This window comes from Roseibium sp. RP-7 (genome assembly GCF_053005225.1).
In genome coordinates this window covers 1,325,687-1,346,594 of the sequence record NZ_JBRKQA010000001.1, presented here as the reverse complement: position 1 = coordinate 1,346,594, position 20,908 = coordinate 1,325,687, and the positions used below count along the sequence as shown (strand labels likewise).

Sequence of the window (20,908 nt, the reverse complement as noted above, 5' to 3'; positions counted from 1 at the left end):
CGACGCGCGCAAGCTTTTCTCTCAGCAAATTCCTACCTTGCTCGGCATCTCCCTGTGCGTTCTCCAACTGCGCGAGAAAAACCGGATCAAGCTGAATTTTTGGCATTTGGGCGGCAACCTTAAGAAGGTTTTCAATTGCCCGCTCCGCTTCTTTTACCCGTTGTCTTAAAGTAGGGATGTGCTGGGAGGCATCTGCGTTCTCCTGAACCCTTTTTTCCAACAGAAGATTGAGCATGTCAGCCATCCGCTTGGGCGCAAGGACTTGATCGAGGACGGCTTCCATCACCGCCTCATCTAACACTGCTTCGGGCAAACTAACCCCGTCACACTCCTGAGAGCCCTTTCTCATTGCTGCCCCGCAGTGATAATAGCGGTAGGTTTTCTGTGTGTGACTGGTGCCCGTCCGAAGCGTTAACCCCGCTCCACAATGACACTGTGCAATACCAGCGAGAAGCATCGGGCTGCTGATCGCTTTGGCCGCGGCCATTTTTGGATCGCGTGCCATCAACAAGGCTTGCGCCCGCTCGAAAAGGCTTCTTTCAATTATCGGTTCTGCTGGAATTATGATTAAAGTCCGGTCTTCTACAAAGCCATCCTCAGCCGGCGCCTTGTTGTACAGAAGCTCCCCACAGTAGGCTGGGTTTGTCAGGATCCTGTGAACTGAATTGGTATTAAAGTTATTTCCCTTTTTGGTTCGGTAGCCTCTTTCATTCAAGTAAGAAACAATAGCTTTGATTCCCAATGGCGACGAATTGCCATCACCGTAAAGGGACAATCTGTAAATCAACTTCACACACTGCGACCTGATTGGATCAATGGCCGGCTTGGAGCGAAACGTTCCATTAGAATCCTGCGCCGGGGCAAGCGTAAAGCCATAAGGCAACGCGCCTCCTGGCCAGAAACCATCTTTCGCCAACTTCATTTTAGCATTTCGAACATTGTAGGCCGTCAAGCGAGATAGGTATTCATCAAACGTGATCGACATCTGCTCAGCAAGGAGCCCGCTCAGACCTTTTGGAAATTCCTGGGACGTGCTTACGATTTGGATGCCTTTGCTTTGAAGCCTATCCTGGTAAATTATAAAATCTTTCTTTCTTCGGGCAAATCGGCTCGTGTGATAGACGATGATGACGGAAACGTCAGCGCCATCGGTCAGCACGTCTTCGATCATTCTTTGAAAGTGCGGACGGTGATCGTTTTTTGCTGAGCGCGCTGGTTCTTCGTAGAATCCAATGAGATTCAAGCCATTTTTTATCGCATAGTTTCTGATCCGGTCCTTTTGATCTGGAATGGAAATATAATTTTTGGCGCTTTTCTCTCCAGACACACGGACATAGCCGACCGCGTTCTTTGAATAGGTTTCGCCGGCCTCTGATGTTCTGCCAGAACCCGTGCGATACAATTCTCGCAATTGGGAGGTCCGCGCGTACTTTCCGCGACTGATATTAGTGGCTGACTTAGTCATCTACCTTCCCCTCCTGATCTTCAAAGCAGTCGCTGATAAGCTCCTTGAAAATTTCAAATGTCGTGTCCAGCTCCTTCCCCGATATCTGAAGCTGGTCAAACCGATGTTTCGAATTTACTGAAAAAATCATGCAACCGCGCTTGCGGCCGCGTGATGTAACTCGCAATTGCGCAATACACCGACCACGCGCGCCAGAAGGACGGCCGGTTTTTCGCCGGGGCCTGGTTCCTTGGTCAGTTACAGCGTTCGCTTGCTGCGAAGTTGGATTACTCGGACTCGCCATCGCTGAACACTCCTGAACTACTTTCTGGAGTAAAGAGCACTAACAAACGACCAAAGAGTCAAGTATTTATTCAGATGAGGATAAAATAGTATTCGGATAATATTTACTTATTTTACTTGTTTTGCAAAAATTAGGGATTTAATTCTTTTCCTGAATTCCAATACTGGGATTCAATTCTTACGCATACCGGAAGGCATTCAATCGCCACCCAACAATCAATTTGAAGTCAGTCAAAATATACTTCATATTTTATGTATCTTCCTCCTAGTTTAAGTAAATTAAAAAAAGGCATGGTTAATACGTGCGGCTTGAGAATCCTCACCAACTCAGCGACAGTTGTCTAATTGCATTAATCCTTGAAGGCGCTAGCGTTCGCCTATGAACCGACTGCAAGAGCGAAGGATTCCTTTAGCCCCCCCCCAAAGGATTCGGCGCCGCTCCAACAGTTTACCTATTTCGATTGCGCTTGGGCAGGCTTGCCCGTTCACCAGTTCGAGTTCCGGGTTCGACAGAGCACCCGCGCAAAATCCTTGCCACCCATGACAGCCAACGAGATGGCCCGTTAGGCGACGTCGTTTCAGATGCACAACTCGTTCAAACGAAAGCTCACACCGAGGTCCGAGATCTCAACAAGGTCCTTCGGGTCCCTGTAGGTCGCGTTAGAAGTTCCACCGGTTCCGGACCGAACCAGAACCGCAACCGGATCGCATTCGACGACGACGATTGTGCCGCCTTTTTCAACGGCTGCGTCCCAACGGTCTGTGTACTCCAGCAGGCTCTCTCTAGGATCCGAAACTAGGACCGTGACCAGACTGCGATCCACACCGTCTAGGATGCGGTCGATGGCAGCCACGACAGTTTCTCTACTTGTTGTCACAACAGATTTCTCCCATCCCTTATACCGCAACAGCGGTCCGCTGCGATCTGTGAATGCCCTCGATCACTTCTGAAAACCTTCACGTCGCTGGCATCGCCTGTTCGAGAAGAGGGTTGATGGTCTCGATCCGCGCAAGTGTCTGGGTTAGGTCGGGGCGGCGAAACGAAGCCGATCGATTTGATTGTAGTTGATCACCGCAGGGTCGGCGCCGATTACAGGAAAACGGCTGACCACATAATGCACGACCTCATCCATGCCCAATTCCTGCTTAAGCAAATGTTCGCGACTACGTTCCTTCTTGAGTGCACGCGCATAATAGTTCGTCAGAGACCGGTTATACCGGACGTACAGTGTCCTATCAGCCTCAACCTTCGAGAGATCGATCCAGTTGTTTTTGCACTGAATGTTGAATATCACACCGCCGCGTGTGGCGACGACATCGAATTCCTTGCGGTTAATCCGTTTGATGCCCGTCACGAAAAAGCCCATGCGCTGGAGATCGCGTTTCACCATGTCCTCGAAGATGAAACCCGCGTGGATCTGAAAGCGCCGTCGGCTGCCTAGGTGAACATTCTTAAACGCATAGAGAAACCGCGATAGCAGATTGACATTCGAGACGATCCTATCTCCAAGATCTAGAAAGGGCTGATAGGAATTCGTGTTCGTCGCGTAGTCCGATGGCTTGTTGACAAGGAGTGTTTCAAGTTCGGAGGGGTCTAGCTGCGACTGTGCGTGCAGCATCGAGCGAAACTTCTCCTTTCTGATCTCAACGTAATAGTCGTCGCGGCATTGGCGCGCGAAGGCGACCACCAGCAGGCCCATTGTGGAAAAATCGGAATCCTTCAGGCCGAATGCTTCGTAAGTCGCACCAATCAGCTTGACGTTGTTCCGGAGCTCCGCGGCTGAAAAAATCTTCTTTCGATCCAGCGGCTCCATAGCGGGGATCGTGAACTGGTCGCCCCGTAGCTCGGCCATCACATGGATCGATGCGCGTTCCGGTTCGAGAAAATAGTCGTCCAGGGTTTCGAAGCCATGGCTCGCCATGACGCCGACTTGGTCGGTCTCTAGACTGAAGTCCGGGATGGCCTCTAGCAGCGCAAGTTTTTGATGGAAGCCGGTGATTGCGATGCAGCTATGCTCGACCTGCGGCATGAAAACGGTTAGAGCCTCGTAGGGCTTGAGAACAAGCGAACCGGTACATGCATAGGGCATCGTATAAAGCAGTGACACGAAGTGCCGTCGCCGCGACTGAAAGTAAGCGGTAGCCTCTCCGATCGTATCGAGCGTTATGGCTGCACTACGAGCATCCCAGCCATGCGCGGCAAAGGCCCGGCGCATAGCGCCAGAGTAGAGCATGACCCGCGTGAAGCGAGAGATAACGGAGGGACCGAGATGAGGCGCGAGCGCCTGCTGCACGGCCGCCAATGTCGGGAAGGAGTCGGAGACAAACGCATCATCCAATCGAATAGCACACAACCAATCTCGGAGCCGATCGTCGTCAATCCCAAATTTCGGAAGGTTGATGAACTCCTCGACAGCTCGGATCGTCTCATGCCATGCGGCCACGGCATCATCGCGCCGATATTTGCCGAGAACGGAGAGTATGCCATTGCCGTGTGCAGCCAACTGTTGTTCGATGACAGCTCTTGCCTCCGCTCCAACAATTACCCTTCTTTCGCTCAAAATTCTCTCCGTTCGTATTGAGAGCGACTGCGCCAACTTTGTCCTTAAAGTAGCCTAAAATACTGCATCGCTATTGAGGTCTTCTCTACCCATATTTGTCCAGTGATCGTCAGAACAGGTCTCACTTTCGGGGCTATCGAGCCGCTATATAATGTACCTTTGAACCTTAAAGCCGCTGGCACGCAAACAGGAGATTGAATGCGCGAAATTCCGCAGTGGGAATTTGATTTCTACGCCTTGTCGCTTCCTCGAGGACATAACTTCGGGGAACAGACTCCGGTTGCCGCATGGATGGGTTCGGACAATCAAGGCTGCGGAATTGTCACCCGACTTGCAACGGACAAGACATTTGGCATCACTTTGATGCGGCGGCGACAGGATTCTGTCTGGGTCACTACCCGACGAGAAAGTGGCTTCGCCTCAATCGGTGCCGCCACTGAAGCTATGAAACCACTTCTGGCAGAGGGACTGCCGCCCGAACCTTTGCCTTCTGGTGTCATCAAGCGACCACCACTGTTTGACCTCGGAGGCAGAGAGCCAAGTGATGTTTTTCGGATGCTCGCAACACCAGCGCGGCAGCCAGCTGCATGGGCGCTCAATCAGCTCTACCTCGCTATGCCGAGACCTGATCGAAACTGGGTCAGCGACTGCCAGACGACAAATTTCCATACCCGTATATGGGAGGCCCAACTGCTTGCCTCATTTCGGGAACAGGGCCTCCTCGTCGAGCAGCCATTTGAATCGCCAGATTTTCGAATCGAGAACCGCTTCGGTGATGAAGCCTGGGTGGAGGCGGTCACGGCAAATCCATCAGCACCCTATAATCACGTCAACGCGCCCTTTGCCGACATTCCGACAAAAAGCGAAGAGATCTTCTTCGGCGGGGCTGCTCTGCGCTTCGCGAAAACGATCGGCAACAAGCTAGACAAGCGCTACGATCAGCTGCCCCATGTCGCCGGTAAACCGTTCGTGCTGGCTATAGCCGATTTTCACGCCTCGGGCTCAATGATGTGGAGCCGAGAAGGGCTAATAGGTTACCTGCATGGGGCGGGTGCGACGGTGGCAAACGTAAATGGCCGGCCGCAAGCAGTGCCGATGAATACGGAGACGTTGCTTGGCCCTGCGCAATTTCCGGCGGGCCTTTTTGCAAACGATCGCCACGCGGAGCTTTCGGCCGTCATTTTTTCAAACGCTTGCTCCATCGCCAAGCTCAACAGAGTCGCGATTTCAGGCGGCGGTGCTCCAAGCGGCTTCCGATATACGAGGATGGGGAAGTTCTTCGATAGGTCTCCCGGCGCACTGGAAGGCATACTCTTCTGCCTAGACGTCACGAGTGACGAGTATCGCGGCCTATGGCCACACGGTTATGAGCCATGGACCGCGGAAATGGAGGTCTTCCATAACCCCTTCGCTCATCATCCTATTCCTTTCGATTTGATGCCGGAAGCACAGCATTGGTTTCAGGAAAATGGGGAATGGCAATGCAGCTCCGTTTATGAGCACTCGATCTTATGGTCCCAAACTAGGATCACTGACGCCGATAAGCCAGCGCCGACGCTACAAGATCTCTTTGAGGCGGAAAGCCAGTCTACTAAAGAGCCTTCCGTCGACGATTGATAGGCCGATATCGCCGGCTACACATCCTGCTGGAGCGCGAAGGCATTGAGGCCAACTATAAGAAGATCTACCGGGAAGAGCGTCTCACGTTGCGCAAGCGCGGCGGCCGGAAATAAGCTTTGGGCACGCGAGCGCTCCTGACTGTTCCACAAGCCGCCAATCAGCGCTGGTCCCTCGACTTTGTGACCTGAGAACCTAGCTTCTCAAAGGCAAATCATTTCAGCCATATTTTTCAATAGGATAGAATAAACCAGACGGGTAGGTTGCGGGATTGTCAATAATTCAATAGCCAGGCTAAGTCCTCTCTAAAATAAATGGTACACTGCAATCCGAATTACGCCACTATCACTTGCGCAACTCATGGTATCGGAGTGGAAATGAGCCAACGGATTGTGAAAGGTGCCGCGATTGGAATTTTTGCAGCAGCAATTGCGACCTTTGCCGCTCTTCTCGGTGACATTGACAAAATAGCCAAATTTGTTGTCACAAAATGTATTGGATTTGAGATTTGCTCTCCTGGAAATCATTTTGTTAACGTAGCAATCCGCGCCGCAGACCCAACATCACCGTCAATTGGTGCTCTTTTCAAATCAAAGCCAATTGAATTGGACCGATTAGTTTCAGGTTACTCGTCCAGCGTGTTAATAGGCCCGGAGTTCAATGGCTTAAGTTTTGAGCCCACAGGCGGACCAAGTGGCAATGGCGAAATTGACGGTCAACCTTACCAGGTCGCAGCCGAAGACGGATACTATGCGCCAGAACAAGGGTCATTGGGTTGGCTGTTAGGATTTCCTATTTTCGATCTTTTAGTGGGAGAAAAAGGCAGTGTTGTCGACATTACAGAGATCATAATAGACGTCTACGAATCTAATATTGACGCTTACCCATATGTGCAAATATTTTCAAGATCAGTGGATTTCGCTAGTTTATTTTTGATAAACGAAAGCGTTCATAAAGAAATTGTGGCAAAGATCGAGTTCAACGTTTCTACTGAAACGGATATCAGTTCTTGTTACAATGCCGCCGATATTGAGAAATTGGATTTTGATGATTTCAAATTCGGTGTCGACCGTATTGATTTAACAACAACTGCGGTTGTCGATGTTTCTGGTGCTATTGCTAAAAATGTTCCTGATTTTCAATTCAGGAAATACTGGAACCTATTAGTAAGCGTAGGCATTGATGCACCTGAACAAATCGGTCAGCATATGTCCAAACCGGATGGGTACGATATTTGGGCAGAGAAGAATGGTGCTGACTGGGTGGATCCCCGTTTGGACCAAGAATACGTAATAATTTATGGCAGATTAACTGCGCGGGAAAAAGCTTCCTCCAATTCTGAGCATAAATCATATTTCTGCTCAAAAGCATTCATTAGCCCGACGCCCGGCGTAGGTGGAGGTTATATTGAATTTGATGAAAGCCGTATTGTTGATCTGCAAGTGCAATCTAGCGATTACCAAATATCACACAAAATTGACTATCGCATCGATGGGAACAACTCGCATTTTCGTACTGCACTAATGTTAAGGAGTGAAAAAAGTAGTTACTATGAACTATTTTTGGAACTGAAGAGTTACGATAGAACTGTTTATAAATCAGATCCAATTAAGGTTCACGTGGTTGTGCCGTCTCTTACAGCGTCGTGTGTGTTAACAGGATGTTTTGTAGATGATGACCTGCTCCCCTGATTGTCCGCGTTCATAAATTAGCTCTGTTCACGGGTTTTGACTTCAGGAAGGATTGAAAAGCGACATTCCGATCATCATAAGAGCTACACGTTACGAGAGAATGCGATAGCTACGTGTCAAGACACTGATCGAAGACCTTCAGCTCTAGGCGGGCATGCCGGGCAAGCGACAGACGGCTCTGCTGATTCATGGCGAACTACGGTGCGTAATACCGGTCGACCATTCATTATCGCTTTGATTTGGTTTTGGAACTCTCGAGGTTCCACTAAATACATACCACCCCGGGCGCCTTCAAAGGCGCAATTCCAAGCGGCAAGAGCTTGACCATAGCGAAGTGCTTTCGCCAAACCTTGAGCGCCCATTTTCTGAAGTCCTGACAGTCCTTGTGTGGCGCCTAGAGCTAGAATGCCAGCCGTACACCAGTCTCCTGAGCCACAAGTGTCAACAAGGTTTGGTGCAGGGAAAGCAGGACAGATGCTCCACTCGGAAATTTTCCCGTCGAGACGGTGTCTGTACCGTAGACCTTCTGAGCCAAGCGTCTGAATTTCGACCAAAGTGGCACTTGAGTCGGTCATAGCGCTACCCGCCTCGGATAGGCGCTGATCCGAGTACTTCACAATGTGTGCGATCTTCATCGCTTCCGCGAACTGCTTTTCATCGGATTTTCCGGAAGGTTCAAACAGAACCACGGCACCATTTTGCGCCGCTTCCGCTGCGAGCGTTAATGCAGCTCTCGATAGCCGATCCATGAAGAAAACAGAGGAGCCCGGTAGTGCGAGGGTGATATCGTCCACTGCATGCTGCGTTACGGGCCGGTAGCTCGGTAGACGCTTTCCACAGTTTGGGCACGTCCAGAGGAACCGGTGTGTCGGAGATCCGTCGCGACCCCGCTTAATCTGCTGAATTATGATCGGTGTGTGGCCAGTCGGGGCACAATTGGTAAAGTCCAATTTCACTCCCCACTTGATCATATCCGCCCGAACACGTTCCGACGCAGGATCACCATTCATTCTTGCGATCGGGTAAGCATCCCAACCAAGGTACCTCATTATAGTGAGAACGTTGCCGCATGTCCCCCCGGTCCACGAGTGCACTGGCGCTTCACTGTCGAGCCCAATTACAAGATCGAGCGCAATCAAGCCCGTGCCAAAGATCTTCGGCCTTTCCTCTGGACGGTTCATGGGGTGTGTCCTTTCTTCAGCCTGGGGCGCGGCTGCGGGTAGACCTCTCCCTCCAACCAGACATGAATGATATGGGGCGTCGGCGAAACAAGTTCCGCGGATGCGTCGAAATCATACCCTATCGATTCGAGGTAAGCGACTGGTAAATCTCGTTCGAGGGCTGCCATCAAAGCACCGAGGGACATGACTTTGCTACCCAGCGGAGAAAGAACCAAGATCGACCCCCCGGCATCGCGGAACACTGGCTTGCGCAAATCGTCCAAGCGCAGAATTGTTCGATAGAGGTGCAGGGGATCCTGTTCATCCGCGTACACGACGTCACGGGCATCGACTGACCAACCGCTTTCGAATTCTCCCAAATATTCCTCTGCCAGCAGATCTCCGAGGCGCGGGTCACGCGCCGGAAAAGGTAGGATTGGACATGTGTCGTGCGGGGCGACAAAATCGTGTACTCGAGAAAGCGCCTGCTGTCGTCCCTTTGCGAGTTGTGGCAACCATAGCTTCGCTGCCCTCGAGGCAGAGTCGAGTGTCAGTCCGCCCTTGAATCCATGAACATATCCTGGGACATCGCTCGCCACAGAGGATATCTGTGCGTCAAGGTTAGGGTCATGCGCCACGAACAAATGCAGGTTTTGTTGCCTCTTCCCGCGATCAATACCTTCGACGAACAATCTGATCAATGGGAATGCCGTACCTACAGAAAGGGCGCTGATGTCGACGACGACGTCTGTTATTGTGCTCAGGTCGTGACGCGATACGATGAGTGCTACATTGCGCCCACCAACCACCGCACCATCGGCACCGAATATTTCGACTGGTACTATATCGTTCGACGGGATCAACGTCTGAAGCTTCTCAATGTTCTTCTCAGCTCGACGAGTTAGCTCTGAGTCTGGATTAGGCCTGTTTTCTCTGATGAACAGCGCTTGTACATCGGCATCAGCAGCAGCCAAGCGTTCGGCAATCTGGGTTGCGCGCGGGTCAAATCCTCCACCCGCGATTAGAAGCGTTTTGCGCCCAGGCAGTGAAAAGTACTCGGAAGCGAAACCCTCGGCTTCTGAGCCATCGTGCGATACGCACGGATCCCATCGCCAACCATGCGCCATTATTTGACCTCGCCTAGCAAACGAGTGAGGTCATCCACGCGTCGTTCGAGAAATCCTCCCCTTTTTAGGGTCAATCCGCTTTTGATGAGAAGGACACCGGATAGTTCGACGAGGCACCAGAGCTTGTTTTTCGTACTATGGTTCGGAATTAGGACAAAGGCGTTGTAGGCGACCCCGAACTGAAGAACCTTTGCGAGATCCGGCTGCAACTTTGGAATCTGGTCGAATTCTTCCTGGGGGATTCCGAACGCGTTCGCCCCCCCATTCAGCGATGCGTTGCCCTCCAGGCTCTTTTCAATACACTGGTCGGCGATCCCATGCGACAACCGCTTCACAAGATGATGGAGCGGGAAGTCCCATTCGCGGATCATCTCCGCAGCGCGATCGCGCAATAGGTTGTGTTGGATTTGACTGGTAAGTGTCGGCGCCTTGGACCGTATCAACTGAGTTTCCGATTGTGCGACGAGCCGTGCCGCAAGATGAAGAAACTGCTCTGCGTTCTCCGAACTGGCGTCACAAAGCGAGTCGATGCCGTAGTAGTATGGTCGATCGAATTGGTGCAGCAGATGAATCTTCGCACCGTCGGCGATCGCCGCGCTGGCTGTCACAGGTCGAGAAGGTTCGAAATCAGACTCCTCCTCGAAGAGACCGCGCTGAGGGACTCGGTTTGCATATCGTTCGAGAAGTATGGCGAGCATCGCCAGCCTTAGATCGTTAGAAGGCTCACCGCTTTTCGCCAGGTATTCGGCAACCTCCTGTTCAAGTACATCTCGACGCTCTGCGGTGATCGAATTTCGTCGCTGAATTGCGTCAACTTTTTTCGCAAGCCTGTCGGCCTTTGAAGGTGGAAGGTCGTCGACATGCGTCGAGAGAAGATCGCCAAGCGTGTTGAGGCCTCGACGGTTGAAGACATCCATCTGGCTGAGATATCGGCCGGCCATGTCCTTCGCCATCTTGCGGAACGCTCGCCGCTGACTCGACCTCCCCTCGCTGCTTTGCATCCAAATGGTGGTGATCTCACGTGCACGCTTCAGGCCGGGCTCACTCTCGTCAAAGACGTTCTGTCCCTCGATGAGGACATCCGCCGGCGCCAACGCGTCTAGGCGGGATAGTATCCATCGCGCCACCCGCAATTCTCTGCGAGCAAGCCATCTTTGGAGGGCAAGTAACTGGTTCGGGTGCAAGAAATGCGCATCGTCGAAGACGACCAAGGGAATGAGTTGGAGGTCTCCAGACCCATCCTTGATCCGAAATGCGTCTATGACATCCAACGGTCTATACGCTGCTGCCGCTGCATTTTGTTCGACCTCATCAATATCTGGAGGAACAAGGGCGGCGGAGATTTCGTAAATTGCAGTTTCCATTTCACGGGCGCGACGTTGCAGACCAACACCGTTCGCACCGCCAATAGCTTCAAGGGCAGCTTCGGCGTCGGGCCGGGCGACGATCTCGATGTTATCAAGGTTGATGCCGGCCGCCTGCGCATCACGGAGCCACGCCAACACCGCCCGTGCTTGGAGCAGCGCGACTGTCAACGAAGACTTCAAGCTGTCCGGATACGGAAATTCCCAGAACTCGCGATATTCGCTTTCGAGTGAAATCCGACAACCTATGACCGCTGGCCTGCCATCACGAATTGCAGCGCAAGAAGTGAGCCCGTCGATCAGGGTCTTGTAAGTTTCAAATCCACGATTCCGAAGCAAGACCTGTAGCGTTGAAAATTTGAACAATCGTGCGAGAGTGGTCTTCCCGCTTCCGGGTGTCCCGATCACCATGGCTAGCCGGTCGTAGAGTTTTCCTTCCTTCGCCGGCTTCTTGAAAAACGTAGATAATGGTTCTGGTGTAACGACAGCCAGAAAGGCCTCATCTTGCAGCAAATACTCGGTTGCACGTTTTTCAAATGGATTTACCAAGTCGCACCTATATGTGTCTCTGGCGGCGGCGGAAAAGCGGACTCATCGGTGGTGCTATCACGCCACCTTCCCGTTCCCCGCCCTTGGTTTCCGCCCAAAGCAGAGCCACAGAGTTGTTTGGAGTGTTGTGATCCAAAACTAATGGTAACGCGCATCCGGCATAGCCCAGCCCCAAATGCGTTACCCCTCCGACGTCTGTGTGTTTCGTTCGAATGGCAGGGTCATAGTAGATGTTAGTCAGCTCAATGAATTCATCGAAATTGTTTCCGGGAGCATTTATCGGCAGATTTTCGGGCAGGATCGTTCCGAACGAGAAATGAACTTCTGATGCCCAGCCTTCGGTCTGAAACGCTGATCGTGCCTCTTGTTCACGCTCTATCGCTGTCCGGGAGGCCGCAAACGTGCCTATATAGTGATGAATGCAGAGCTGCCAATCGTCGGAAAAGATCTTTCGGCCTCCGAGTTGCTCCTCGGCATGGAAGATCGATTCTTTGAACTTTTTCAGTTTGCCTGACCATTTCTTTTTCTCTTCGTTGTATCGAAGGAACGACGATCCACTGCCCATGAAATCGTCGATCAGGTAGACAAGCCGAAACCTCGCATCTGAATCGCCAACGGCCTCTCCCAATTGGCTAAGTAGGTCTTGCCATTTGTCCGTATCGAGCTGAGTTGAGACAACCATTTGTTCGTTGTTTAACACTCCAACATTGCAGTGTCTCAGTCCGTCGATCCGGGCTCCATCGCTGAGACCCATAAACAATGTTTGGCGTCGCAGCCTTTCGACGGCACTTCTTGCATCCTGATCGGAGTAGACCTTGTAAGGTGGAATACCCTGTTCATTGGCAACCATGCGAACCAAACGGTCTCGAACGAACTTCGGATACATCTGTTCAACAAGTCTTTGCATTTCGCTCGGGCCGATATACACGATCGCATTTCGCACGAACTCATAGGCCGTCCTTCGCTGTTCAGCTGTGGCAAACTGTTGCAACCAAGTGGCGAGACTTTCAATAAATCGCATGCCTGCCTGGAAGTCTCGATAGCCGTCATATTTCAAGCGAGCCATCAAACGCAGCCAACGAAACTCCTTTCGGGCCTCGTCGTCACTCCATTGCATGATCTCGCTGAGAATCCTTAAGCCCAGGTCTTCGTTCATTACAACGCCCCCTTTCGAAATCGGAGGCCATTTTCAGCGAGATCCAATGCGCTGAGATACATACGGGTGACTGTGATCCCACGTTGTCCGGGTTCGGCGAGGTTCCAGCAATTGCTCGGGTCCACACTTACTTCGTCAACGCTGAGCCCCATGGGAGTGCTTAGGAGTGCGTAGTCGTTACCCGGCCATCTACCACGGTCACCGATCGTGAGAATGTCGCGCACGCCCACCAGATCATGTACCTGACGAACAACATTCTTCTTCGAAACGCCACTTGCGACGATGTCGATCGAGTGACTCGAACGAGTGATAACTGCGTCAGTGTTGCCTACTTGAAGGACTACCTGATGTGCAATATCCCAGAGCCGATTTTCCGCCATAGACTGGATCGGCTCGAGCGTAATCTGGTAGCGTCGATTTGTCTGGTTTGCTGAGCCAGCGAGCTCATGGCTTTCGGCAAGCGCATCTGCCAAGTCCTTCAGTTCTGGGCAGACCTCATCAGTGCCATCTGGCTGCGCATCATCTGCTAGGGACCCGATCACGGCACCATTGTAGTACCCGACCACGACATTCTCCCAAAGCGCATTGGGCAAAACGCTTCTGAGGTCGTTACGAACCGAAACACCCCGGCCGGTGGCGACAGCCAATATGGCATCGCTGTCAGCAATCCTTAGGAGCTCACGCGTAATTTCGGGTCGCGGGGGTCTAAATCGCTCGCGTGTATCAACGATCGTTCCGTCGTAATCCAAGACGACTGCGCCGAAGTTCTTCTTCATCAGCCGGTCCACGAAATCGGCATGAGCTTGTTGCCAGAAGCGTAAGGTGTTCCTCTCTTGGAGGAGACGAACACTCTCACCGGTTTTTCGACGAATTGCCGCAGCTGTTGCTGCGTTGACCCCTGGCGCTGTCTCTTGAAGCTCTCTTTTTGGAAGCTTCAAGTGATACAGTTTACGGCCAAACGCCGGCACTCCAGGCTGCCCAGGATCGATTTCACGAGCCTGCCCCGCCCAACCGGTGATGCGTAGCGCAGCAATGAGTGATCCTAGCAGTGTGGCGGGCCCGGTGCCCGGAATATCAATGCTTGCGATCGGTACAGCCGCAGGGATGAGTTTCAGCGTTTTTTTTGCAAGCTCGCGGTCTTCTTCAGCGACGAGCGCCAAAACTGCGGTTTGTTCCTCACGCTTTGCGAGCCAGTGGTGCCGCCCATGTGCAAAATTTCGGAAATCGGCCAGCTGAATGTTCCCGAGCGCGGCCTCAGTAAATTTTGACTCTATGTCTGTGGCTCCAACACTTGTGGACGGACCATAAAGGACAATCATCGTTGGCCGTTGCCAAATAGGGTCCGTTGCTGCGCGCCACAACCGAACTGGATCGCTAGACTCACTAAGAAAAGGAACGACCGCATTGGAAACGTCGTCCCAGCAAGCGAGGTGATCGAAGACCGATACGTAAGCCCTAGCGAGAAGTGTTGAGAATGCAAGCAGCGAATTGGTGGCCAGGAACCCATCCTTGCCAGCCGGCGGTGGAAAAACCATGAGGTCTACGAATGGGTGCTTTTCGCAGATAAGCGTGATTGGACTGTTGGCTCTGCCGCACAAAACTGCGATTTGACGATGTTCTCTTTCTATTAGCGCCCTTGCCGCAGCGTTGATGTCGACATTCGTACCTCCAGCGGTCAAAAGCCATTGGCTCACGCTGGCTTCGAACGGGGTGTCCACCGCCTCAAGCGGCGTCTGCACAATTCCTGGCTTTCCCGTATAGGATTGATGCAGAGACACGAGCGCCTGCGCTGCCGTCAGAGACCCTCCAGACCCTATCGCCGCCAGCGGCGATATGCCGGCATGCTTGATCGCTCTTACCAGGACACGAATATCGGCCGTACAGGCCCAACGATAAGTCTCATCAAGCCGCGACATTTCCAGTTCGTATGGTTTTGCCACTCCCCCCCCAAAAAAAACATCGCAAGGAACATAACAGGAACAACCTATCATATTCAGGCGAAGTCAATACCCCTTTTATATCGCCAAACACGTTCGCAGAGTACTTGTTCTCAACCTAAAATAGAATATCAACAGTTGTTTTCGGAGTTAAGCAAGCTCATCCGGGCATTCGAGGACGAAGACGAGTAAATCGATGTCGCTCGACGGACTGAAATCCGTTCCCCGAGCCAGACTGCCGACCACACGAATTTTGACACCGCGATCCTTCAGGGCAACGACGACGTACTCGGTGGCCTCAAGGTGTCGCGAGCGGAGGTCGGCGAGATCGGTCATTCGTCCAGGTGTGGAGACGGCTTTTTGTTCGCGCAATCACTGGCGTTGACTAGGTTGCCGTTGTCGTCAAGACCGACGCCCAGACCCTTACGCCTCCGCTCTTCGAAAAACGCTTCCTCATTCGGCCTCGGCACAGCCATTTTGTCCGTCAGCGTATCGAGCTTATTCGGCGGCTCGGGCAGCTTTCCGGTATCGCCGAGCTTCTCCATCGCTTTCCGAATGAATAGCCCTAGATTTGTAGATGCCTTTTTCCATAATTTTGAGGCAAGGAGGCCATGATCGGCACGAAAGCTGGACCGAGTTGACCTCAACCGGTAATACAACCAAGCTGCTCGGAGTGTTATTCGACTCGATCTGCGGATGATTTTTTTTGCAGTGTCTGGAAAATTTATGCCGCCTTCAAAGACGAAACGTCCACTCGGTATCTTTCTATCCGTGCTGGCGCTCCTTCTATCGGCCGAGGTCGCAAATGCTGGAGCTATCGAGAAAGTCCGTTGGAGAGGCCATGACGTTCTGAAGCTGACTGGTTCGATCGATGATGAGTTGGTGACGGATTTCATGTCCGCCCGCGATCAAGCCGAAGTTTGGCCGCACGGTGCAAAAGTCTTGCTCCTAGATAGCGGCGGCGGCGGTGTGATGGCCGCGCTCGCAATCGTAAATCTCATGGATCAAGGTACTTGGCAGACGGTTATTCCGAATGGGGCGGAATGCGCGTCCGCCTGTGCTTCCATCCTATTCGTCTCCGGAGCCTATCGAACCGTCGAGCCGTTCGGAAAACTGGGCCAACATTCTTGTTCCAAGGGCGGGTTGCCGGACGACAAGTGCAACGATCTGATGTCAGAGAACGCCCGGGCGCACGGGGTTTCCTATGGCTCAATCAAAGCCTTCGCTGGTTACGCAAACCCAGAGGAGATGATCTGGTTCTCCCGCGAGGATGCGGACGGCTGGGGACTCGCGCGATATCCGGGAGAAAAGGAAAGCGGCTTCGAGAAGAGCGAGCCGCGTGTCCTTAACATGCTGACGGGGGTGAAGCCGGATCCTCAGACCGCCTGGCGGCTCGATTTCCATAACGACGGCTACAAGGCTTTCAGTCGTCCGTCTGCCGACGACGAACGGGAAATGGAAGTCGGTTTGTTCTGCAATGAGAGCATTCCGGGGGTGCTCATCGCAAGCATGGACATCAACGGTCCGTACGAGGTGATAAAGCAAAACGTTACTGGCGCATGGCTCGGCGCCGATGGTGTCAAATTCATTGAGGCAACGCCTCTGATCATGCCAGCGGACCCTTTGGTCACGCGAGTGTTCCTGTACATTCCGCCCGAGGCTCTCATTCATTTCCTGAAGAAGACGCGGGAGTTCGTATTCCACGTCGATTTCGAGAAACCCTACACGGCCATGAGGGCGACGACGCAACTTGCAGGCAGTCGAAAGAACCTGATTTTCGCGGCGAACCACTGCGGGACCGAAGCTTATGGGTTGGACGGCCAGCCCATCGAGTGAGCTGTCTCAACTGACCAATGCGTCGGGCCAGAAGTCATCGGGCTTCCCACCTTCGTTCGTGAGATTGACCGCATCTTCCAGCAAGCGTTTTCGGAAGTGTTCTGATCCGACCTCATCAAGATAGGTGACATCGAACGGGATACCTTCGAGCATGTCCTCGACGTCGGCTTCGAAGGTCTTCAGGGCAATCGAGGACGAGGAAATCGATGTCGCTCGATGCGTCGAAATCGGTTCCTCGCGCTAGGCTACCGACCAGTCGCACTTCGACACCGCGTTCCTTCGTAGAGACAGCAACGCGCCTAGCGGACTCGAGGTAGCGGGAACGGAAATCGGTCATTCGTCTTCGTGCGCGGCCGGTTTTTGGTCTGCGATGTTGCCGCAGCTGACAAGTTCGCCGTCGTCGTCAAGTCCGACGCCCAGCCCCTTACGTCGCCGCTCTTCGAAAAACGCTTCCTCATTCGGCCCCGGTACAGCCATTTTTTCCGTCAGCATATCGAGCTTATTCGGCGGCTCGGGCAACTTTCCGGTATCGCCGAGCTTCTCCATCGCTTTCAGAACGTCATCGTCGTCTTCGTTCATGTCCTAGATCTCACGTGCTCGGTACCTGCGGCTGATAGCATCTCCGATTTCATCCAGAAGGATCCTGACGTCAATATCCTGGGCAATCCGGTTCCAGCGATCGACATATTTCGTGAAGTTGTCAAAACTGATCGTGAGGCCTTCGAAATATGGGTCGGTCATCGATGCATCCTTGCTGTTCCGACATAAAAAGTCCTTCGGCTGCAAATGACCGCGGTGAAATCGCCGGCGGCGTTAAGATGTCGGTCCTGGCGGTCGAAATCGCGGCAACAGATCGGTGTCGATGACCTTCCTGGGGTCCCATTCCAAGTTCTCGAAACCGTTATGGCTATCCTTGTCCTCATATCCGCGAGGATTAGCGACCAATCGGCATTGACCGACCTCGAAATCATAGCTTTCATGCCCGTGTCCAGAGATCCAGAGGTCCGGTCCGTCATCGCGAAGCATGATGTCGGACATGTCGGATGCGTATGCAGGTTTCAGGAGTTCGTGCGTGCTATACCGGATGCCGCATAGCGGATGGGGCATGTGATGCGTGACGAAGATGGTGGGGCCGTCGTGCGGATACCAGTCCAGCGTTTCGGTAAACTCCCGCCTCGTGCGCTCGTGGAATTCAAGCGTGTCGGCCGGCGTCAGATGCTTGTGCATCGCGGTGCGGATGTGCGCGTAGTCGTTCATGTAGGAGTGCGCCTTCGTCATCCGGCTCTTCCTGTTCTGCTCCCCATGAAGCGAAAAGTCGGTCCACATGGTCGCTCCAACGAAGCGGCAATCGCCGAGGGTCACGGCATCGTTCTCGAGGAAGTGGATGCCCTCTTCCCGTCCGAGAACCTCCTTCAGGAGGCTGAGCGAATTGTAGATGGTGTTTTGGCCATAATGCTCGTGGTTCCCGGCGATGATGACGATGGGGATCCCGGAAGCGTCACGCTGGCGAAGGACCCAATCAGGCACCCTCGGGCACTTGTGGGTATCCCCGGCAACGACCATGACGTCGGCGTCATCCGGCTTCTCCAGCACGGTAACTTCTTCCGGTCGGAAGCGTTCGAAATGAAGATCGGAGACGACCCAGACTTTCATGGAGCCAGCTTTCCCGACCGGAAGCGTGGAAGCATGTCTGTGTCGATCACGAGATCCGGTTGCCAGATTTCGTTTTCCGGTTTTCCGGTCCATCGACAAACATATCCGTAGGGATTGCCGATCAGCTTCGTGTTCCCTTCGGTGAAAGCATGGCCGTCATGTGTGTGGCCCGAGATCCATAAATCCGGAGCGATATCGCCATGCATCAGATCACGACAATCGGAAGCGAATGCCGCGTCCAGAAGCGTTCTCCCGTGCTTTGAATGACAGCATTCTGGGTGCGGGGCATGGTGCGTGACGACGACGGTCGGCCCGTCGAAATTCTCGGCCAGGACGTCGGAAATATATGCTTTGCTCTCAGCGTGCATAACGGCCATCTCATCCGCGAGATCTTCGATTGCGTCCGGGTCCGAGTAACGCCATACCTGCACGAAGTCATTCATTTTTGCCCGCGCCAATTCCCTAGCGGCTCTCTCACGCTCTGCACCGTAGAGCTTGAAGTCCGTCCAGAGCGTAGCCCCGACGAAGCGGGAGTCGCCGAGGATCACGGTTTCATTCTCGAGAAAGTGCAGTCGAGGATTGTCAATCGCCCGAAGGTGCTCAAGTCCCTCTTCGATTCCGATTCCGTAGTGCTCATGGTTTCCGGCGACCATGACGACATCCATACCGACGATCTCGATCAGCTCGTTGATGTAGTCCTTCGTGGCGCGGGCGTTGTGAAAATCCCCGGCGATGACCATGATGTCGGCATTCGGCACATCTTCCGGCGACGGCAGGGAGAAAGCCTGCATCTCGTAGTGGAGATCGGAAACGATCCAGAGCTTCATGGTGTCATCCCCGACCTGAACCCGATTTCGACCGTGAAAATGGGATCAAATACCGCCGATCTTTTGGTAGGGTCATCAGCCTTTAGTGCGGTCGAGAGCGTCATGCAGAAAATACCGCTGTTTCTTACATATCGAACTCACGACGGATTATCGGAAAAGTGGGCATCACGCACAGCTCCACCATGCAATTGCTTCTCCGGCCACACCGGATAGATCCCTCTCCTTGCCCCCAATCGGAACAAGGTCATTTGCTTCGTCTCGGCGTCTTTGCTGTCGAGCGCATCTTCGATCAGAAACAACTCGTACGCGGCCGAACCGAACCTATCCATGGCTTCGACAAGACACCGATTAAGCAGCTCCTTATTGTCTCCGAAGCAATTCGCAGGCTCCGCTGAGCTCGGTTTGGTGCAGTCTTCAATGACCTTCGCGAAAATGCATGACAGCATATTCAGGCTGTCCATAACACTGTCCAGCCCATCGAACTCAAGTTCTGAATCCTTCTCATGCCGAGAGATATACACGTCCAGACGCCTCTTGAAGTCTTCGTGATTTCTACTGTACGCAAAATTGATTGAACTTACTGAATTAAGGAAATTCTCACAAATATTTAATAACTCGTCATTTCCGGATCCTGCCGTCTCTGAAAGCAAATCAGTATCAAGATCAAAAAACTGATCTATTTTATATAAATAGTTACAGTAATTAATTAAATCCGCCCTCAAGCTATTCTTATAGAAGGGAAACCCATGCTCAAGCTCTTCGGTCGCAGGGATTCGAAGTCCGGTGCGGATGTCGGTCATCGAACGCAACGCTGTTCGAACGATGGAATGCCTCTGAGCGACGTCAAGAGTTTCAAGATAGTATTTCATTTTGCCGTCCCCTTCACCAAACCAAGCGGTTCTGGTGAATCCTTCACCATATTGATATCAAAGACTTTTTCTGTCTGCTCGACTATTCGAGCAGGCCATGAAGTCACCGAATGAGGGGAGATTGGCACATTTTCAGAAGACGCGACGCCCCCTAAATTGCACTGAGGTCTTCGAGCCGACTTTTGACGGCGTCTCTCGATGAGGAGCTCCCGCCAAATACCCTATTTTTGAGACAGAGTTTTTCGCGACTGTTTTCCTGACTGGGCAGGGGCGGAGTTGATGCAGGCATCGACGTATTTGGATGCGCAAAAGGCGATCAATGCGCACCATGAGATGTTGTGAAGTGTGAATTAATGCCGCGCCTCATGATGCAAACTGGCATTCTTTGTCTTCGCCCCAACTCGTGACAAGAAATCGCTTTCTGCCAACTCGGTATACATCGCCGACCTCCAAATCACGTCGGCAACCTATGAATCACTTCGAAATCAATCCGGAATCCTAAAACTTTTAACTGAGCAAATTCGTCCAAACGGCCTAGTATTTCCTTCGTAAAATCCGTGAAATGGATGAAGTCGAAATACTGAGTTCACCGGCAATCTGCCGATAAGTGAGCCCGTTGCGTCTCAGCGCAAAAACGGCTTCCTTGAAACGCTCCTCTTTCGTCTCAGCACGCTGCCCAGCTAAATTTACCGATAGTTTCCAATATGTTGCCAGGTTCGTAGATTTATCCCACTTACTCCGCCATTTCCCACTGCACTCTCCGCCATTTAGGCGAACCGCAGAATTCCGCGAATGTTCAGAAAACGGCCAACCT

Annotated in this window: 20 protein-coding genes and 2 pseudogenes; 4 read left to right on the top strand and 18 right to left on the bottom strand. The window is 52.6% G+C overall.

What is annotated here, in order from left to right:
* Window positions 1-283: 283 nt before the first annotated feature.
* The 3 genes and pseudogenes from ACVDG9_RS06110 to ACVDG9_RS06100 form a co-directional block, all read right to left on the bottom strand.
* Window positions 284-1,465 (bottom strand): annotated as a pseudogene (locus tag ACVDG9_RS06110) (recombinase family protein); the annotation flags it as partial.
* Between the two features lie 860 nt (window positions 1,466-2,325).
* A complete protein-coding gene (locus tag ACVDG9_RS06105) occupies window positions 2,326-2,625 on the bottom strand; it encodes a hypothetical protein (RefSeq protein WP_447237528.1) in 300 nt (99 codons plus the stop codon).
* Between the two features lie 144 nt (window positions 2,626-2,769).
* Window positions 2,770-4,308, bottom strand: coding sequence for a hypothetical protein (locus ACVDG9_RS06100; protein WP_447237526.1), 1,539 nt, complete (start codon window positions 4,306-4,308; stop codon window positions 2,770-2,772).
* A gap of 198 nt (window positions 4,309-4,506) precedes the next feature.
* Between ACVDG9_RS06100 and ACVDG9_RS06095 the strand changes: the two genes are divergently transcribed.
* The 3 genes and pseudogenes from ACVDG9_RS06095 (at window position 4,507) to ACVDG9_RS06085 (ending at window position 7,616) form a co-directional block, all read left to right on the top strand.
* Window positions 4,507-5,925 (top strand): hypothetical protein, encoded by a 1,419-nt coding sequence (locus tag ACVDG9_RS06095; protein ID WP_447237524.1) that lies wholly within the window; start codon window positions 4,507-4,509, stop codon window positions 5,923-5,925.
* A pseudogene (locus ACVDG9_RS06090) lies at window positions 5,907-6,113 on the top strand (IS3 family transposase); the annotation flags it as partial. The gene ACVDG9_RS06095 and the pseudogene ACVDG9_RS06090, both read left to right, overlap by 19 nt.
* Before the next feature lie 189 nt (window positions 6,114-6,302).
* Window positions 6,303-7,616, top strand: a complete 1,314-nt coding sequence (locus ACVDG9_RS06085) for a hypothetical protein (protein WP_447237523.1) — start codon at window positions 6,303-6,305, stop codon at window positions 7,614-7,616.
* A 116-nt stretch (window positions 7,617-7,732) separates the two neighbouring features.
* On the opposite strand, the gene ACVDG9_RS06080 is transcribed toward ACVDG9_RS06085, so the two are convergent.
* The 7 genes from ACVDG9_RS06080 to ACVDG9_RS06050 form a co-directional block, all read right to left on the bottom strand.
* Window positions 7,733-8,797: a PfkB family carbohydrate kinase gene (locus ACVDG9_RS06080; protein WP_447237521.1), complete on the bottom strand. Its 1,065-nt coding sequence runs from the start codon at window positions 8,795-8,797 to the stop codon at window positions 7,733-7,735.
* Complete coding sequence (locus ACVDG9_RS06075) at window positions 8,794-9,903, bottom strand: hypothetical protein (RefSeq protein WP_447237519.1); 1,110 nt, start codon at window positions 9,901-9,903, stop codon at window positions 8,794-8,796. The genes ACVDG9_RS06080 and ACVDG9_RS06075 overlap by 4 nt, the downstream gene beginning before the upstream one ends.
* Entirely contained in the window at window positions 9,903-11,816 is a 1,914-nt protein-coding gene (locus tag ACVDG9_RS06070; protein ID WP_447237517.1) for a hypothetical protein, read from the bottom strand. The genes ACVDG9_RS06075 and ACVDG9_RS06070 overlap by 1 nt, the downstream gene beginning before the upstream one ends.
* Window positions 11,817-11,823: 7 nt before the next feature.
* Window positions 11,824-12,972, bottom strand: a complete 1,149-nt coding sequence (locus ACVDG9_RS06065) for a phosphoribosyltransferase-like protein (protein WP_447237516.1) — start codon at window positions 12,970-12,972, stop codon at window positions 11,824-11,826.
* Complete coding sequence (locus tag ACVDG9_RS06060; protein ID WP_447237515.1) at window positions 12,972-14,912, bottom strand: HAD family hydrolase; 1,941 nt, start codon at window positions 14,910-14,912, stop codon at window positions 12,972-12,974. The genes ACVDG9_RS06065 and ACVDG9_RS06060 overlap by 1 nt, the downstream gene beginning before the upstream one ends.
* A gap of 147 nt (window positions 14,913-15,059) precedes the next feature.
* Entirely contained in the window at window positions 15,060-15,245 is a 186-nt protein-coding gene (locus ACVDG9_RS06055; RefSeq protein ID WP_447237514.1) for a nucleotidyltransferase domain-containing protein, read from the bottom strand.
* Window positions 15,242-15,454, bottom strand: coding sequence for a hypothetical protein (locus ACVDG9_RS06050; protein WP_447237512.1), 213 nt, complete (start codon window positions 15,452-15,454; stop codon window positions 15,242-15,244). Before ACVDG9_RS06050 ends, ACVDG9_RS06055 begins: the two co-directional genes overlap by 4 nt.
* Window positions 15,455-15,605: 151 nt before the next feature.
* Between ACVDG9_RS06050 and ACVDG9_RS06045 the strand changes: the two genes are divergently transcribed.
* Entirely contained in the window at window positions 15,606-16,745 is a 1,140-nt protein-coding gene (locus tag ACVDG9_RS06045; protein ID WP_447237510.1) for a hypothetical protein, read from the top strand.
* Window positions 16,746-16,751: 6 nt separating this feature from the next.
* On the opposite strand, the gene ACVDG9_RS06040 is transcribed toward ACVDG9_RS06045, so the two are convergent.
* The 8 genes from ACVDG9_RS06040 to ACVDG9_RS06005 all read right to left on the bottom strand — a co-directional run bounded on the left by ACVDG9_RS06040 (window position 16,752) and on the right by ACVDG9_RS06005 (window position 20,808).
* Window positions 16,752-16,898, bottom strand: coding sequence for a hypothetical protein (locus tag ACVDG9_RS06040; RefSeq protein ID WP_447238317.1), 147 nt, complete (start codon window positions 16,896-16,898; stop codon window positions 16,752-16,754).
* A complete protein-coding gene (locus ACVDG9_RS06035; protein WP_447237509.1) occupies window positions 16,861-17,082 on the bottom strand; it encodes a nucleotidyltransferase domain-containing protein in 222 nt (73 codons plus the stop codon). The genes ACVDG9_RS06040 and ACVDG9_RS06035 overlap by 38 nt, the downstream gene beginning before the upstream one ends.
* Window positions 17,079-17,324 (bottom strand): hypothetical protein, encoded by a 246-nt coding sequence (locus tag ACVDG9_RS06030; protein ID WP_447237508.1) that lies wholly within the window; start codon window positions 17,322-17,324, stop codon window positions 17,079-17,081. Before ACVDG9_RS06030 ends, ACVDG9_RS06035 begins: the two co-directional genes overlap by 4 nt.
* 3 nt (window positions 17,325-17,327) lie before the next feature.
* Window positions 17,328-17,486 carry a hypothetical protein gene (locus tag ACVDG9_RS06025; protein ID WP_447237507.1) on the bottom strand — a complete coding sequence of 53 codons (159 nt, stop codon included), beginning with the start codon at window positions 17,484-17,486 and terminating at the stop codon, window positions 17,328-17,330.
* Between the two features lie 72 nt (window positions 17,487-17,558).
* Window positions 17,559-18,398: a metallophosphoesterase gene (locus tag ACVDG9_RS06020; RefSeq protein WP_447237506.1), complete on the bottom strand. Its 840-nt coding sequence runs from the start codon at window positions 18,396-18,398 to the stop codon at window positions 17,559-17,561.
* Window positions 18,395-19,225, bottom strand: coding sequence for a metallophosphoesterase (locus ACVDG9_RS06015; RefSeq protein WP_447237504.1), 831 nt, complete (start codon window positions 19,223-19,225; stop codon window positions 18,395-18,397). The genes ACVDG9_RS06020 and ACVDG9_RS06015 overlap by 4 nt, the downstream gene beginning before the upstream one ends.
* A 137-nt stretch (window positions 19,226-19,362) precedes the next feature.
* A complete protein-coding gene (locus tag ACVDG9_RS06010; protein ID WP_447237503.1) occupies window positions 19,363-20,094 on the bottom strand; it encodes a hypothetical protein in 732 nt (243 codons plus the stop codon).
* A gap of 534 nt (window positions 20,095-20,628) precedes the next feature.
* Window positions 20,629-20,808, bottom strand: a complete 180-nt coding sequence (locus ACVDG9_RS06005; RefSeq protein ID WP_447238290.1) for a helix-turn-helix domain-containing protein — start codon at window positions 20,806-20,808, stop codon at window positions 20,629-20,631.
* Window positions 20,809-20,908 lie beyond the last annotated feature (100 nt).